Source organism: Bacteroides sp. 1001302B_160321_D4 (assembly GCF_015667765.1).
GTDB lineage: Bacteria > Bacteroidota > Bacteroidia > Bacteroidales > Bacteroidaceae > Bacteroides > Bacteroides xylanisolvens.
Genome location: NZ_JADPLO010000014.1, coordinates 1 through 15,373 on the forward strand (window position 1 = coordinate 1; position 15,373 = coordinate 15,373).

Annotated in this window: 15 protein-coding genes and 1 riboswitch; of the genes, 7 read left to right on the top strand and 8 right to left on the bottom strand. The window is 40.3% G+C overall.

Annotation, left to right across the window (positions count from 1 at the left end):
- Positions 1 to 203: 203 nt before the first annotated feature.
- Positions 204 to 1,307, top strand: a complete 1,104-nt coding sequence (locus tag KFO40_RS07620) for an AAA family ATPase (protein WP_074708867.1) — start codon at positions 204 to 206, stop codon at positions 1,305 to 1,307.
- A gap of 262 nt (positions 1,308 to 1,569) precedes the next feature.
- Here KFO40_RS07620 and KFO40_RS07625 read toward each other — a convergent pair whose 3' ends face one another.
- The gene (locus KFO40_RS07625; protein WP_004308997.1) at positions 1,570 to 1,794 is read right to left on the bottom strand and encodes a winged helix-turn-helix domain-containing protein; all 225 of its coding nucleotides are present in this window, start codon (positions 1,792 to 1,794) and stop codon (positions 1,570 to 1,572) included.
- Positions 1,795 to 2,105: 311 nt separating this feature from the next.
- On the opposite strand from KFO40_RS07625, the gene KFO40_RS07630 reads away from it, so the two are divergent.
- Entirely contained in the window at positions 2,106 to 2,963 is an 858-nt protein-coding gene (locus KFO40_RS07630) for a GyrI-like domain-containing protein (RefSeq protein WP_015531532.1), read from the top strand.
- Positions 2,964 to 3,181: 218 nt separating this feature from the next.
- Here the strand turns inward: KFO40_RS07630 and KFO40_RS07635 are convergent, their stop codons facing one another.
- The 3 genes from KFO40_RS07635 to KFO40_RS07645 form a co-directional block, all read right to left on the bottom strand.
- A complete protein-coding gene (locus KFO40_RS07635) occupies positions 3,182 to 3,553 on the bottom strand; it encodes a VOC family protein (protein ID WP_004317320.1) in 372 nt (123 codons plus the stop codon).
- A 94-nt stretch (positions 3,554 to 3,647) separates the two neighbouring features.
- Complete coding sequence (locus KFO40_RS07640) at positions 3,648 to 4,451, bottom strand: helix-turn-helix domain-containing protein (protein ID WP_004308994.1); 804 nt, start codon at positions 4,449 to 4,451, stop codon at positions 3,648 to 3,650.
- Positions 4,452 to 4,716: 265 nt separating this feature from the next.
- Entirely contained in the window at positions 4,717 to 5,586 is an 870-nt protein-coding gene (locus KFO40_RS07645) for a DUF6845 domain-containing protein (RefSeq protein WP_015531530.1), read from the bottom strand.
- Between the two features lie 437 nt (positions 5,587 to 6,023).
- Between KFO40_RS07645 and KFO40_RS07650 the strand changes: the two genes are divergently transcribed.
- Positions 6,024 to 6,962, top strand: a complete 939-nt coding sequence (locus tag KFO40_RS07650; RefSeq protein WP_004308992.1) for a DUF1848 domain-containing protein — start codon at positions 6,024 to 6,026, stop codon at positions 6,960 to 6,962.
- Between the two features lie 372 nt (positions 6,963 to 7,334).
- Positions 7,335 to 8,114 (top strand): SDR family NAD(P)-dependent oxidoreductase, encoded by a 780-nt coding sequence (locus tag KFO40_RS07655; protein WP_004308991.1) that lies wholly within the window; start codon positions 7,335 to 7,337, stop codon positions 8,112 to 8,114.
- A 170-nt stretch (positions 8,115 to 8,284) separates the two neighbouring features.
- Here KFO40_RS07655 and KFO40_RS07660 read toward each other — a convergent pair whose 3' ends face one another.
- Positions 8,285 to 10,174, bottom strand: coding sequence for a toxin-antitoxin system YwqK family antitoxin (locus KFO40_RS07660; RefSeq protein ID WP_008019372.1), 1,890 nt, complete (start codon positions 10,172 to 10,174; stop codon positions 8,285 to 8,287).
- 166 nt (positions 10,175 to 10,340) lie between these two features.
- Here KFO40_RS07660 and pncB point away from each other — a divergent pair, with 166 nt between their 5' ends.
- Positions 10,341 to 11,507 carry a nicotinate phosphoribosyltransferase gene (pncB, locus tag KFO40_RS07665; RefSeq protein WP_004308989.1) on the top strand — a complete coding sequence of 389 codons (1,167 nt, stop codon included), beginning with the start codon at positions 10,341 to 10,343 and terminating at the stop codon, positions 11,505 to 11,507.
- 1 nt (position 11,508) lies between these two features.
- On the opposite strand, the gene KFO40_RS07670 is transcribed toward pncB, so the two are convergent.
- The 3 genes from KFO40_RS07670 to KFO40_RS07680 form a co-directional block, all read right to left on the bottom strand.
- Entirely contained in the window at positions 11,509 to 11,823 is a 315-nt protein-coding gene (locus tag KFO40_RS07670; protein ID WP_004308988.1) for a HigA family addiction module antitoxin, read from the bottom strand.
- Positions 11,824 to 11,830: 7 nt separating this feature from the next.
- The gene (locus KFO40_RS07675; RefSeq protein ID WP_004308987.1) at positions 11,831 to 12,148 is read right to left on the bottom strand and encodes a type II toxin-antitoxin system RelE/ParE family toxin; all 318 of its coding nucleotides are present in this window, start codon (positions 12,146 to 12,148) and stop codon (positions 11,831 to 11,833) included.
- A 238-nt stretch (positions 12,149 to 12,386) separates the two neighbouring features.
- Positions 12,387 to 12,710: a thioredoxin family protein gene (locus tag KFO40_RS07680; protein WP_118195969.1), complete on the bottom strand. Its 324-nt coding sequence runs from the start codon at positions 12,708 to 12,710 to the stop codon at positions 12,387 to 12,389.
- Between the two features lie 276 nt (positions 12,711 to 12,986).
- A riboswitch (cobalamin riboswitch) is annotated at positions 12,987 to 13,191 on the top strand.
- Between the two features lie 131 nt (positions 13,192 to 13,322).
- On the opposite strand from KFO40_RS07680, the gene accC reads away from it, so the two are divergent.
- Positions 13,323 to 14,837 carry an acetyl-CoA carboxylase biotin carboxylase subunit gene (gene accC, locus KFO40_RS07685; protein ID WP_004308984.1) on the top strand — a complete coding sequence of 505 codons (1,515 nt, stop codon included), beginning with the start codon at positions 13,323 to 13,325 and terminating at the stop codon, positions 14,835 to 14,837.
- A gap of 23 nt (positions 14,838 to 14,860) precedes the next feature.
- A complete protein-coding gene (locus tag KFO40_RS07690; protein ID WP_004316076.1) occupies positions 14,861 to 15,370 on the top strand; it encodes an acetyl-CoA carboxylase biotin carboxyl carrier protein subunit in 510 nt (169 codons plus the stop codon).
- Positions 15,371 to 15,373: the final 3 nt, after the last annotated feature.

Below are 15,373 nucleotides of genomic sequence, written 5' to 3' on the forward strand. Positions count from 1 at the left end.
ATTATATTATTGATTTACATATAATTACCGTATTATTTATGAGAATATGAGAAATGAAAATGAAAAATCGTTTGCAGGGGGCGCGCTGATATAAATGCAGGAAACTATCATACCAATGTTTTTCAAGAAAATGAGAAATCGGATAAGTCCATATCATAGATTTATTTAGTACCTTTGCCGTCCTATTTATATAAAAAGAAAAAATGAGTAAAGAATACACACTCGCAGATTTCACAGATATTTTCGATTACTCCACAGGCTGGTTCAGCGACAGTAGCATTTGTAGTCTATTCTATCAGATATTCAAACGATTCCCTTCTATGAAAATGGTGAAATATAAAGTAAACCAGGATTTCCTGAAAGAAATCAAAGAACTTTATCAGCAAGACGATGCGTTCGATATATTCGAGCATATATATTGCAATCATTTTGAGAATGAAAAAGAGGAAGAGGAGGAAGAAGAAGATACATCTACAAAAGAGTTATATGATTGCATCGTTATCTGCAAGAAGAATTTAATGATTGGCTATTTTGATAATTGCACAAAAATAGCCTATTCCAATATTGATAAGGAAGAAATCGATCGTATCAATCAGATTTGCGAAAACCACAAAAAGGAGAATGAGAAACTGAACAACCTATTTATAGTAACATACGCTCATAACTACTTCAGCCTGAAACAATCGCAAATCAATAAGCCGGGCATTCAGATTGACCGCCACTATAACAATGATTTTGCTCCCGTAGCCGCTGAAATCGAAAACTTCCTATTAGAGGAGAATAAAAGCGGTTTAATCATTCTGCACGGGAAACAAGGTACGGGGAAAACAACTTATATCCGTCATCTTATCAATCTCGGAAAAAAGAGAATGATTTATATGAGCGGCGACCTGGTAGACAAACTTTCGGACCCTAGCTTTATCACTTTTATCCGTCAACAAAAAAATTCTATCTTTATCGTAGAAGATTGCGAAGAGTTATTGTCAAGCCGCAACGGAAGCAACCGCATGAATGCCGGACTAGTCAACATACTGAATATCAGCGACGGACTATTAAGCGATGAATTATGTATCAAATTTATCTGCACATTCAACGCTCCACTAAAAGATATCGACGAAGCCTTGCTTAGAAAAGGACGTCTGGCTGCCCGGTACGAATTTAAAGACCTGACAACCGACAAAGTAAACCAACTAATAAAGGAAGAAGGACTGGATATCCCCCAACAGACACAACCTATGACACTGGCTGAAATCTATAATTACGAAGGCATGGATTTCTCTTTAGGAAGAAAGCGGGTAGGATTCTGAACAAATCCTCCAAAGTAGAACTTTTAAAGAAAAATCGACTATTATTATTGCGAAATATAAGTATCTATATTTTACCTATCAACAAGAACGATTTGATATTTTTATACGTTTATTATACGTTAAAAGAGTTGCCCTATTACGGAGCAACTCTTTTAAATATTAAACTTCTTAAGTTCAAACTTTGCATGTGATACCTTATATCGACATTTTCTTACTTACAAGTTAACGGAAATCCAAAGATACTCACTCGCAAAATCTGTAATTATCCAAAGCTAAAAGGGAAAGTGCTTTCATCAGATAAAGCAATTAATCCGTTCTTTCGCTGGATACAAATTTTGTTTTCTCTTGCCAGCCAACCGGCCGCCAATGCTGTACTTTCTACGCTTAGGTTTAATCTTCTTGCCAATTCAGGTATTGAAATTTCACCAATTTCTTTCAGGGCACACCAAACTTTTCCGGCATTGTTCCCTACAATTGTTTTATCCATGGCTATTTTTATTAATAATTTGGTTACAATATAGTCATTTTAATAATTGTTTATAACAAAACCAACTTTTTTGTTTTAGTTTTTGACATTATTTAAAACAAAGAAATCAATTTCGCGTCTAGTGATTAAAAACTTGGTAATAATTCGTACCATAACACCACTAAAAGGAACATTATATATCAAAATAAATTCTCAAAACAGGAATCGGGCAATCACAGAAAGAAAATAGGAAATTGACATTTCCGCAATATCGGACAAGTCATTTCGCTTTTTTACCAATACCTTTGCGGAGTGAAATACCAGAATAAGTTATGCAACAGAAAAAAACAACGAAAGAAGAATATCAAAAGTGCGTAAATGTTGTAGTGGAATACATCAACCAACATTTGGGAGAAGACATTGATTTAAAATCTCTGGCCAGAATTTCAAACTTTTCTCCTTTTTACTTTCACCGGATCATGAAAGCTTTTCTCGGTGAACCGATTGGTACGTTTATTGTCCGGACGCGGACAGAAGCTGCCGCACGTCTACTCCGCTACTCGGATGTTCCGATTGCCGACATAGCCTATCGGATTGGTTACTCTTCTCCTTCTTCGTTGTCGAAAGTGTTCAAGCAATTTTATGGCATTTCACCTTTAGAGTATAGAAACAATAAAAACTTTGTAATTATGAAACCAGCGATTATCAGGCCAGACCTGGAACTAAAAAGAGAGATCAGAAACGTTTCCGAACGGAATGTGATTTATATCCGTCTCACCGGCGATTACAAACTGAATGATTACGGTGGCACCTGGGGCCGTTTATTCCAATTCATCAAAGAACAACAGTTGCCGATGGGAGATTTCAGCCCGCTTTGCATCTATCACGATGATCCGAAAGTGACACCGGCAGAAAAACTGCGTACAGACGTATGTATGGTAATGCCTGTAAAGGTAACCCCAAAAAGTGATGTCGGATTTAAGGTGATCCCGGCCGGACGTTATGCTATCTTCTTGTATAAAGGTCCGTATGACAATTTGCAAGCTGTGTATGATACGATTTACGGAAAGTGTCTGCCCGAAATGGAATGTACGCTGCGTGATGAAGCCAGCGCGGAACGTTATCTGAACAATCCATGCGACACTGCTCCCGAAGAGTTGTTGACGGAAATTTATATTCCGGTAGAATAATGCGGACAGACAAATGGCGGAATAAAGAGAATGAATAAAGATGTGATTTAACGTCTGACTTTTTTTGGGGGATAGTGCAAAACCCTGATAAGTCTATCTTTTAGACGCGGATGACACGGATTTAGCAGATTTATAATCTTCTTATCCGTGTCATTTTGCGTTATCCGCATCTAAAAGCATATTATGCTATAACAGGCTGCCTTCCTCTCTCCTACCTGTTATTTTTCAGCATAAATGCCAATCCGGTTTCCTTCACTATCAGTGAATACGGCAAACCATCCTTTGCCGTCCGCCTCGATCTTTGTTCTGGGAATGACTACTTTCCCTCCTTTCAGAAGTACTTTTTCCAAGGTCTGTTCTATATCCTCACAGTTGAAATGGATAAGCACTCCATGCGTTGAAGGAAGAAAGTCGAAATTTGAAGCATAAGAGATAGCACCAACGGTTTCACCTTCTTCTGTGAAACAAGCCATTTTTTCTGTTTCACATTCAAAAGTCGGAAGTTGCATACCCAATACTGTTTCGTAAAAATCGACAGCCCGATGGAAATCGGAAGCAGGAATCTCAAAAAATGCAATTAGTTTTTTCATTTCGTTTCTTTTTTATCGTTACTACTAAGCCTTTGCAAAGACACTGCAAAAGTAGGGCAACACGAGGAAGCCTGATAGGAAAAAAGGGACATCTTTAAAGTTCGGAAAAATAATCGGAATAAGGAGCGCAGACAGAAAGATACTCTGCAGGGGTGTAACCGGAAAAGAGTTTGAATTCCTTTATCATGTGAGACTGATCGGAGAAGCCACATTCGTAAGCTACTTGTACAAAAGGGATAGTGGCATCCTGCTGCAACATTGACAATGCCCGCTGCATACGGACAATGCGAATAAATTCTTTGGGAGTAGTGCCGACATAATCGGCAAAGATACGTCCAAACTGCTTACTGCTCAAACAGGCCGTTTCCGACAGATGAGCAATGTTGATTTGTGGCTGGAGGTTTATTTCATGAAACACAGCAGACATCCGCTTGAGGTTATACTCCGGAAGGGTGTATAAACGACGAAGGAAAAACTGCTCTATCAAACGAATAGAAACGGCATTATCAGAAGTGTCAGTGACCTGTTTCACCAAATCCGACAGTTCTACATCTTCCATCGCATCGGTATCTACATTTTGTCCGTGAAACAGATGGCTGGGAATATGAAACAATGCTTTGACTGCATAAGGCTGGAAAACAACAGTAATCATTTCTATCCTACCCGTCGACTGTACATCCGAGAAGCCGACCGATTGTCCGGAAATAAAGGATTGAGGTTGTAGTTCCGACTCGCCCGACAAAAGGAGTTGTTTCCCTTTATGAAATACCAGTTGCATACAGCCAATGGGCAGAGTCCGTTCGGAAACCGGAGTCACTGAATCGTCTTGCAATATCCAGTAATGCCGTATATAAGGAGCAAGCGCCAAACAGGGTTTTATGAGTTGAAATGATTGCATAGAGCAAAGATATTATTTCTTAATTCAAATGCAAAAGTAAAGCTCCTGTTTAAAGAGGTATAGTAAAAAAAGGACTTTTTATAAATTAGGGAGTCGTCCTATTAAGAACAGATATGCCGGAATGATAAACAGATAAGGATTTAAGGCAGGATCCTTATTTGAGAATAAGGTACAATTGAAAAGACGGCAAACCTTTTCTTAAAAAAAAACATCCTCTGTTTGAAAGAGCATGATTGTAGCTCACATTCAAACAGAGGAAGATTCTTTAGATAACGGAAAGTCCGTATTCGTAGGCCTCCGATATCGCATTATAGTCCTCGTCGGAATAGCTACCTTTATCTCTGGCTTTCTGCATATCTTTCATAAATGATTCTACGGAAGTCAGGAAGCTATAATAATTCTTCTGTTCTTCATCATAACCTGTGACAGCAGGAAGTTTCTTTGCAGCTTCGAGTTCTTTCTTCAGTTCGGCCATCTTCATATCAATACGCATACCATCCAGCGCATGTTTGCGTGAATAGAGATTCATGATGCTTTGCACGGTGCCGGACATCTTACGCATGGCCATGATTTGATCTTTCAACGGTTCATCGGCAAGCAGTTCTTTTTCAGCTTGTTCTGTCAGAGGGCTTAGAATATCAAAGATCACTTGTTTATATTCCGACATTTCTACACTAAGCCGATAGTTCTCGTCGAGGAGCTTGCCGATCTTTGCAGTCTCTTTTGCCTGCTTGTAAGAGAGGAATTTATTAAAATTATCATAGAATTGCGTCCTTGCACTGAAAAGTCCTCGATAACTCTGCTTCAGATTCTGACGGACTTCTATATTAAAATAATCTCCCGGATCCATCAATTCCGCTGTATCTCTGGCAGATACTTCAGGTGGTGCAATCGGAGATACTTCAGGAACTTTTCCTGTCTGTTCCATATATCCCAAAACTGCATTTATGTCTTTCGCATTGGCTACATGCCTCAACACGATAAGCGATGTATGATAATAGTTTATCACCTTACTGGCATTGTCCAATTCCTCCGAAGCGACAGAGGACGCAGCCTGTTTCTTGTTTCCTCCCGAACAAGAAACCAACAAGAGAGCACCTACAAGTGCTCCGAAAAATAAAATATTCTTCTTCATAATGGTTCGTTTATTAAGTCTTTCGTACTATAACAATAAAAATCGTTTTTTGTTATAGACAAACAATGCATATTCGAGAAGTGTAGTGGAGAAATTTAAAATGCTGCTAACGATGATTAAGGAATAAGCAACCAACGTGTATAAAAACAAAAAATGGCTACTCATCACGAGCAACCAATCTTTTGTTAACCTTAAATCTAATACTTATGAAAAAAACACAGTACAAAGGTACCATATTTCAGATAAATAGCAAATTTCAGCGCCTAAACAGACGATATTGTAACAGGGTTTAATACTCCGAGAATCGCATTAACATTTCAGACTTCATCCGTTAACATTTAACATATTCATTCACATAAGTTGCTCCCCGGATAAGTAAGAATAGAAAAAAAGGCTAATCATGGAAACGACATTGTTTTTTTTCGTAACTTTGAACTATGATAATCAGTGCCAGCCGCCGGACAGATATTCCGGCATTCTATTCTCAATGGTTTTTCAACCGGATAAAAGAAGGATATGTATTAGTGCCCAATCCTTATCATCCGAAAATGATTAGCAGGATTTCCTTATCTCCTGCTGTGGTTGATTGTTTCGTATTCTGGACCAAGAACCCGGCCCCGATGCTTAACCAGCTGGATAAATTACAGGATTACAACTATTACTTCCAATTTACACTCAACCCTTACGGAGAAAAATTGGAGAATCGTTTGCCATCTATCGATAAACGAATTGATACCTTTAAAAAGCTGGCAGACAAAATTGGCAGAGAAAAAATGATTTGGAGATATGATCCGATACTGACGAATGAGGAATACAACGTTTCTTTCCACCAGGAAGCATTCGCCCGGATTGCCCATGAACTCAAAGACCATACCTCGAAATGTATGTTGGGATTTATAGATCATTACCCCCATATCCGAAACTCGATACAACCATTCAACATCAATCCGCTGACCAAAGAGGAAATAGAAGAAATGGCCGTCTCCTTTAAAAAGACAATAGATATTTATCCCGGTATACAGCTGGACACTTGTACCGTCAAGGTAGATTTAAGACATTTGGGTATTCCCAGCGGCTTGTGCATTGATAAAGGGCTGATTGAAAAGATCACCGGTTATCCTATCCTTGCTCAAAAGGATAAAAACCAGCGTAATATCTGCAACTGTATCGAAAGTATTGATATCGGGACTTATGAAAGTTGTCTGAACGGATGTGTTTATTGCTATGCCATCAAAGGTAATTATAATACAGCAGCATATAATATGAAGAAACATGATAAAAACTCGCCGTTGCTCATCGGTCATTTATCCGAAGATGATATAGTAAAGGAACGGGAGATGAAGAGTCTGCGGGATAACCAATATTCGTTGTTTTAGTCTTCCTGATCCGTATCTGACTTACAGGCATAAAAAAAGGCTATCTATCCCAGACAGCCAATCTTTTGTTAACCTTAAATCTAATACTATGAAAAACACAGTACAAAGATACGGACTTTTCGGTTATCTCCAAATTTTCGGCCCAATGCAGCGTATCTTATAACATGGTTTAATAGAATCTGAACCGTATTAACAAATAAGCGGTTAAGCATTAACATTTAACAGTTTTCTTAAATAATCAGGGCATAAAACCGGAGGAGATGCAAATGTTTTCCAATCGGACACCTTATCTTATTAAAGAGCGTTTATGAGGTCTAACAAATTCCTCTGCCAGCTGTTTCTAATAGAAGGTAACTATCAAATTCCCAATATATGAACAGATTCGAAAATAAAGTAGTTGTCATCACCGGTGCTGCCGGTGGTATCGGCGAAGCAACCACACGCCGCATTGTCTCCGAAGGGGGCAAAGTAGTCATCGCTGACCATTCTGAAAAAAAGGCGGAACAGCTTGCCAACGAACTTACTCATGCAGGGGCCGACGTGCGCCATGTCTATTTCTCCGCCACCGAACTCCAGAGTTGCAAAGAGCTGATTGATTTTTCTATGAATGAATATCAACGAATAGATGTACTGATTAATAATGTAGGAGGAACCGATCCCAAACGTGACCTTAACATCGAGAAGCTGGATATCAATTACTTTGACGAGGCATTCCACCTGAATCTCTGCTGTACCATGTACCTTTCTCAACAGGTCATCCCTATCATGACTACCAATGGCGGCGGAAACATTGTCAACGTAGCTTCCATAAGCGGACTTACTGCTGATGCTAACGGTACATTATATGGTGCCAGCAAAGCGGGCGTCATCAACCTGACGAAATACATCGCTACCCAAATGGGAAAGAAAAATATCCGCTGCAATGCCGTAGCCCCGGGATTGGTACTTACCCCCGCGGCATTGGATAACCTGAATGAAGATGTACGCAACATCTTCCTCGGCCAATGTGCCACTCCTTATTTAGGAGAACCGGAAGACGTCGCAGCTGCCATCGCTTTTCTGGCTTCGAACGATGCAAGGTACATCACGGGACAAACAATCGTCGTAGATGGTGGCCTGACTGCTCATAACCCGACAGTAGCGTTATCATAGAACATAACTTTAATACAATGAATAAAATGACAATAATGGGAATATGGCTTCTTTCGCTATTTATCAATAGCGGATGCAACCGGGAATTAGTAGAATAGACAGTAATGATCTTAAAATATCTATCGAAAAGGGGGAAGAGTGGATGCATGATTTTCCATTGTTTCTGGGTTTCACAATGACTTTACCCATGCATTCATTTCGTTAATAGCTTCTAGTGAAGACGGAAGCTCCTGCTTAGTCTGCAAAGCATCAGGACGAAGATCGACGCGCACATACCCCCAGCCGTCTTCGTCGATTTGCAGATAGCCACACTTCCTGTACTCTTCCAGGCAACTGTCAGAGCATCCTCCGTAAAAGTCACATTGAAGTTCATCTTCCGACGTTTTTTTATTGGCAATGAATGAACTTTCACCCACCCAGACAAAATCGTCCAAATCAACCTCAAAATAATCCCCTCCTCCCCGATTGAGTGCGGCAACTTCCGCCAAACGTCCTTCGGGAAGCATCTTGTAAACGCGGACATAACATTCTTCCTTATACGGATTTTCATCTACAACAAGGAAAAGACCGGATTTTCCACAGAATAAAGGAGTATCTATACTACGATATTCGTAAACTTCTCCTGTAACATCACTCATCACAAAATAACCCCAGCTCTCAAACCCTGAATAGTGAAAAAAATGCAGACCGTAATCAGACTGATACCCATCATAGTACCATTTTATAAATCCATCTTCATCTTCTTTCGCCGGAGAATTCAGCAGTGCGAGTTCCCCCTTTTTCCAGCGCACGGACAGTTTATTTTGATTGTCTGTATAACGCCCTTTACCAGAATCAAGCTGTTTATTACAACTATCCGCCTTCATATTCGTATATTCAGCAAATTCAAGTTTTTTCACGTCTGCCCCTGTATTGCTATACATACGCAAGGAAATCATTCTTCCACTATGATAGTCATACATACTCTTTGCAATCCGGTTGCCTTCTTCAGAATAAATTTCAGTCATGACACCCGGCACGCCTTTCTCCGAGTACGGATAACTCTCGAAACGACGTAGCCGCCCGCCAGAATAATTCCTTATATCCAGCCGCTTTTGAGTTCCGACCGTCACAATGCTTCGTTTTACAGAATCACACTTATCATCCATGAAGTATATCGGCTCATCGGAATCCTTTTCAAAATATTTTCGTTTCAGAAGATACTTTTTGCCGTTCTCCAATGCATAAATTTCTTGAATGTAATAAAAGGGAGTCCCTTCTGATGCCTGATATTTATACTCATACCAGTCGGGAGCCTCCGCTACCCCGTCAGGGTCATTATAAGCGTATTCCGAATGGCTATAATACCAACATTCGGTCGGTAACACTTCCTGATCGTCAATATAATGATTAACCTGCCATAGATGTCCGTTGGCATGCCATCTCATTTCCTCTCCGTTTAGCTTCCCATCTTTATAGTGTTCAAACCAGTCCGGCTTTCCATCATAATACCATCTCTGACGTACTCCATTAAGTTTACCTCGTGTAGCCTGGTAAAAGATATGGGGATATCCGTTGGAATAATAAGATTGATAAAGTTCACAAATACTGTCAAGAGTGATTATACGACTTGTCATACAATGGGAAGAGATACTGTAATGACGCACCGTATCGTTCTTTATTCCGTCTTTATAAACAACTACCGAATAATAGGGTTCCGACACAAAAGAATCAGTCGAGCGAAAATAAAAGTGCTTATAAGCACCGTTCATCAATGAGTCCTTGTAAAAACAACGTTCCACGCCATCTACTTGTTTCCGGCAAATACTGTCGGAGTCATAGACCTTCAAAGAAGATGCTTCCGGTTCTTTTAGCAATGATTCGGAAAGCGTATCAGGAATAATCCAATCACTTCCTTTATAAAAATCCATAGAGAAAGCTTCGGAAATAGCAGTAGTTTTTTCGCTTAAAGCGTTTTCCTGTGTTTCCTGATTCGTGGAAGAAGATTGCGAAGTTCCTCCGGTTTTTCCGCCACATGATAACAACAGTAATACGCAGCTATATACCAAAGCGTTTTTCATACCAAATATCTTTTATTTAATACATAATTACGGCAAAATTAATGATAATATCAGATAATCAGGTATAAATCGATCCCAAAAATGGAATAATTATCTGTCAGCAGGCTATTATTTCGTTCAACAAATACTAACTTTACAACGTTATTAATAGAAAAGAACGAACGTCATGATTGTTAAAACACTACTAGATACAGACCTCTATAAGTTTACCACCTCGTACGCTTATATCAAACTGTTCCCCTATGCAATGGGTACTTTTAGTTTCAATGACCGGAACGAAACAAAGTATACCGAAGCTTTTCTGGAAACACTCAAGGCAGAGATCAAGAATCTTAGTCAGTTGAGATTCACGGAAGAGGAGTTGGAATACATGACGAAGAATTGCAGATTTCTCCCGAGAGTCTACTGGGAGTGGTTGTCTTCTTTTCGTTTCGACCCGAATAAGATTGATATTCATCTGGATGAAGCCTGTCATCTCCACATCGAAGTGACTGACTTGCTTTATAAAGTGACTTTATATGAAGTGCCTTTGCTCGCTATTGTTTCTGAAATCAAAAACCGGTTCTTCGGCCATGTAGCAGATATGAACGGGATTCTTTGCAAACTGTCGGAGAAAATAGAGTTATCGAACCAACATCAGCTCCGCTTTTCAGAATTTGGTACACGGAGAAGATTCTCTATTGATGTGCAGGAAACTGTTATCAAAAGACTGAACGAGACAGCGCAATATTGCACCGGGACTTCCAACTGCAACTTCGCAATGAAATATGGAATGAAAATGATGGGGACTCACCCTCACGAATGGTTTATGTTTCATGGAGCACAGTTCGGATATAAACATGCCAATTATATGGCACTCGAAAACTGGGTGAATGTTTATGACGGTGATTTGGGTATCGCACTTTCCGATACCTATACTTCCGGCATCTTCCTTAGTAACCTTAGCCGTAAACAAGCTAAACTTTTCGACGGTGTGCGCTGCGATTCCGGTAATGAATTTGAGTTTATCGACCGACTGGTTGCCCGCTACAAAGAGTTGGGAATCGACGCGACAACCAAAACCATCGTATTCAGCAATGCCCTCGACTTTACAAAAGCATTAGACATTCAAGAATACTGCAAAAACAAAATCCGCTGCTCTTTCGGAATCGGCACCAATCTCACCAACGATACCGGGTTCGAACCTTCGAACATCGTGATGAAACTGACGCAATGCAAGATGAATGTCAATCAGGAGTGGAGGGAATGTATCAAACTGTCGGATGATGAAGGAAAACATACCGGCAGTCTTGAAGAAGTGCAGGCATGCCTGCATGAGTTGAGGTTGAACTAAATTATAACAATGTGGCACATATTTTCCGTAAGTTCTCCAAATGCGCTATAACATTCTTATCTTTTCGGGCAATCTGCATATTATATCTTGTCTGCATATTCATCAGCATTTCCGCATTTATATTGGTAGCAGCTTCAATCAATAAGGCAAAATCCGTAGATACAGGACGACGCCCATTCAATATATCATTCAACATCGTATAAGACACGCCTACCACTTCCGCAAATCGTTTCTGCGATATACCACGAGATTGTAATTCTTCTTTTATAATCTCTCCCGGATGCACCGGAATAAAAGAATACCCTAAGTTAGACATACTATTCTTATTTATAATGATTTGTTATGTCAATAATAGAACAAATAGTTATGATTGGTTCAGAGTCCGTAGTCGATATTTTAAATTCCAGTCGATATTGTTTATCAATCCGAATAGAGGAAATATCTTTTTTACTCCCTGTCAATACTTCATAATTCAACGAATTTAAAGGATAAAGCGCTTCTACATTCAATGCTTCAGCCAAAGTGACAATTCGCTTCACATAATTCCTTATTACTTGAGGTTGAAAACGATGCTTCTTATCGTTACATTTACCTTCATAATAAAGTTCTGAAAGATACTCCTTTTCAAACTCAATAACCATTTCTCTAATTATTACGACAGTACAAAGATAGTAGTTTTTCCAAGAATACACTAAAAAAGTGGATATAATGATAGCAGTTCTATCAAACTTAGTTAAAACCAAGAAGTATTAGATAAAAACTGCTATCACCTTATTAAAATAACTGTATCCAAGCAGCACAGTATACATGTGCTTTCTTTATACTATCTGTGACAAAAGTGACAAAATCCATATCCGTGGAGTTAGATTAAAATCTTTTTCAGAATTTGAATCCTTTCACTGCTTTTTCCAATCTTTCCAAAGGTAATTCGCCGGATTGCCGCCAAAGCTGTTGCCCTTTTCTAAAAAGAATAAAGGTAGGAGTCGACTCCACCGTATAAAAATCAGTAAGGGCAGGCTCTTGGTCGATGTCCACTTCCACCACTTCCAATGTTCCTACCATCAGTTTCTTGAACTCTTCAACAACCGGTTTCATGCGCTGGCAGTGAGGACACCACGTTGCGTAAAACTCTGCCATTACCCAATCACCGTTAGCCAGCTTCTCCTGGTTTCTTTCTTCACTAGCTATTTTCTTTTCTTTCATAATGAATATCTCCTTTTAATTAATAACTATCAACCTAACAATATCAGGAGAAAGATGGTTTAGAAAAGAAGCAAGGTTACACACAAATTAAAGAATCAAACCCGTTTGTATTTACCCGACCAGCAATTAATATCCAGGCAAATAATCTCCGTACGGCGAAAAGACTTCTCCGCATCATACTTTGCTCCTATCACTTTATCTTCCGAACTAAGGACAAGCATTGCACAAAATTGAAACTTTCGTGCAAAAAAGGAACATCCTATTCAATATTTATTTATCTTTGCCCCCCAAAATGGTTCAGAATCCGTATCCAACGGACGATGATTAATAGGGAACCGGGTGTAAATCCCGGACAGTCCCGCTGCTGTGAAACTCTGTTCAATGTCTTATAATTGAACTAATTTAACGCCACTGATGTTATTCGGGAAGGCAAATAAGACAAGAGTCAGTCAGAAGACCTGCCATTTTGTGTAAGACGCCCCTCTCCTCGTGGATTAGGAGAAAGAGTATCACTTGTTAAGCCCCAAATCAAAAAAATACTGTTTTTCGTCGGGTGGAGTATGTCCATTAGACGGGAAGACATTAATAAGTATGTACTTAATTGAAAAAAGTATGATAAAAAAAATCTTAGTAGCCAATCGCGGTGAAATTGCCGTAAGGGTGATGCGTTCCTGCCGGGAAATGGAGATAACGAGTATCGCTATCTTCTCCGAAGCAGACCGGACCGCGAAGCACGTGCTTTATGCAGACGAAGCTTATTGCGTAGGGCCGGCAGCATCCAAAGAGAGTTATCTGAATATAGAAAAAATCATCGAAGTGGCAAAAGCAGCTCATGCAGACGCCATTCATCCGGGTTACGGCTTCTTGTCCGAGAATGCCACCTTCGCCCGTCGATGTCAGGAAGAAGGAATCATCTTTATCGGACCCAATCCGGAAACAATGGAAGCTATGGGAGATAAAATTGCTGCCCGTATCAAAATGATTGAGGCGGGAGTACCCGTAGTTCCCGGCACACAAGACAACCTGAAAAGCGTGGAAGAAGCCATAGAGCTTTGCAATAAAATCGGCTATCCGGTGATGCTGAAGGCCTCTATGGGCGGTGGTGGAAAAGGTATGCGCCTCATCCACAGTGCCGAAGAAGTGGAAGAAGCTTATACCACTGCCAAGAGCGAATCATTGTCTTCCTTTGGCGACGACACGGTTTACCTGGAGAAGTTCGTTGAAGAGCCTCATCACATCGAGTTCCAGATTCTTGGTGACAAGCATGGAAACGTCATTCATCTGTGCGAACGCGAATGTTCCGTGCAACGCCGTAACCAGAAAATCGTGGAAGAGACTCCTTCGGTTTTCGTCACTCCCGAACTGCGAAAAGACATGGGTGAAAAAGCGGTAGCGGCGGCTAAAGCTGTGAACTACATCGGTGCGGGTACTATCGAATTCCTTGTTGATAAACACCGCAACTATTATTTCCTTGAGATGAACACCCGCTTGCAGGTGGAACATCCAATTACGGAAGAAGTGATCGGAGTAGATTTGGTGAAAGAGCAAATTAAAGTTGCCGACGGACAAGTGCTTCAACTGAAACAAGAGAATATCCAGCAACGCGGGCACGCTATCGAATGTCGTATCTGTGCCGAAGACACTGAAATGAATTTCATGCCAAGTCCGGGTATCATCAAACAGATTACAGAGCCGAACAGTATCGGTGTGCGTATTGACAGTTATGTATACGAAGGATATGAAATTCCGATCTACTATGACCCGATGATCGGTAAACTGATTGTATGGGCTACCAATCGCGAATATGCGATTGAGCGGATGCGTCGTGTTCTCCACGAATATAAATTGACCGGAGTGAAAAACAACATCAGTTATCTGCGTGCCATCATGGATACTCCTGATTTTGTAGAAGGTCATTATGACACAGGATTCATCGCCAAGAACAGCGAGTTTCTGCAACAACGGATTACGCGCACCAGCGAATATTCCGAAAATATTGCCCTGATCGCTGCTTATATAGACTATTTGATGAATCTCGAAGAGAACAACAGCGGTATGGCTGCCGACAACCGCCCCATCAGCAAGTGGAAAGAGTTCGGATTGCATAAGGGTGTGTTGAGAATCTAAATTTTAACAAAGAGAATTCAATTATGGAAATTCATATAGGAAACCGTGTGGCCGAAGTAGAACTGGTCAGCAAGGAAGATAACAAGGTAGTGCTCACCATTGATGGAAAAACGTTTGAAGCAGACGTAGTGATGGCAGAAAACGGTACTTGCAACATATTGATGGACGGACGCAGTTCGAACGCACAGCTGATTCGCCGTGATAACGGAAAAAGCTATAAAGTGAATACGCATTATAGCAGTTTCAATGTAGAAATAGTGGACAGCCAAGCAAAATATCTGCGTATGCGCAAGAAAGGGGAAGAAGAACAGAATGACTGTATCATTTCTCCGATGCCGGGCAAAGTAGTGAAAATACCTGTTGCAGTCGGCCAGGAAATGAAGGCGGGAGACACCGCTATCGTTATCGAAGCCATGAAGATGCAGAGTAACTACAAAGTGACTTCAGACTGCCGCATTAAAGAAATTCTGGTTCAGGAAGGTGATAACATAACCGGCGACCAGACATTAATAACATTAGAACCGATTGCATAATAT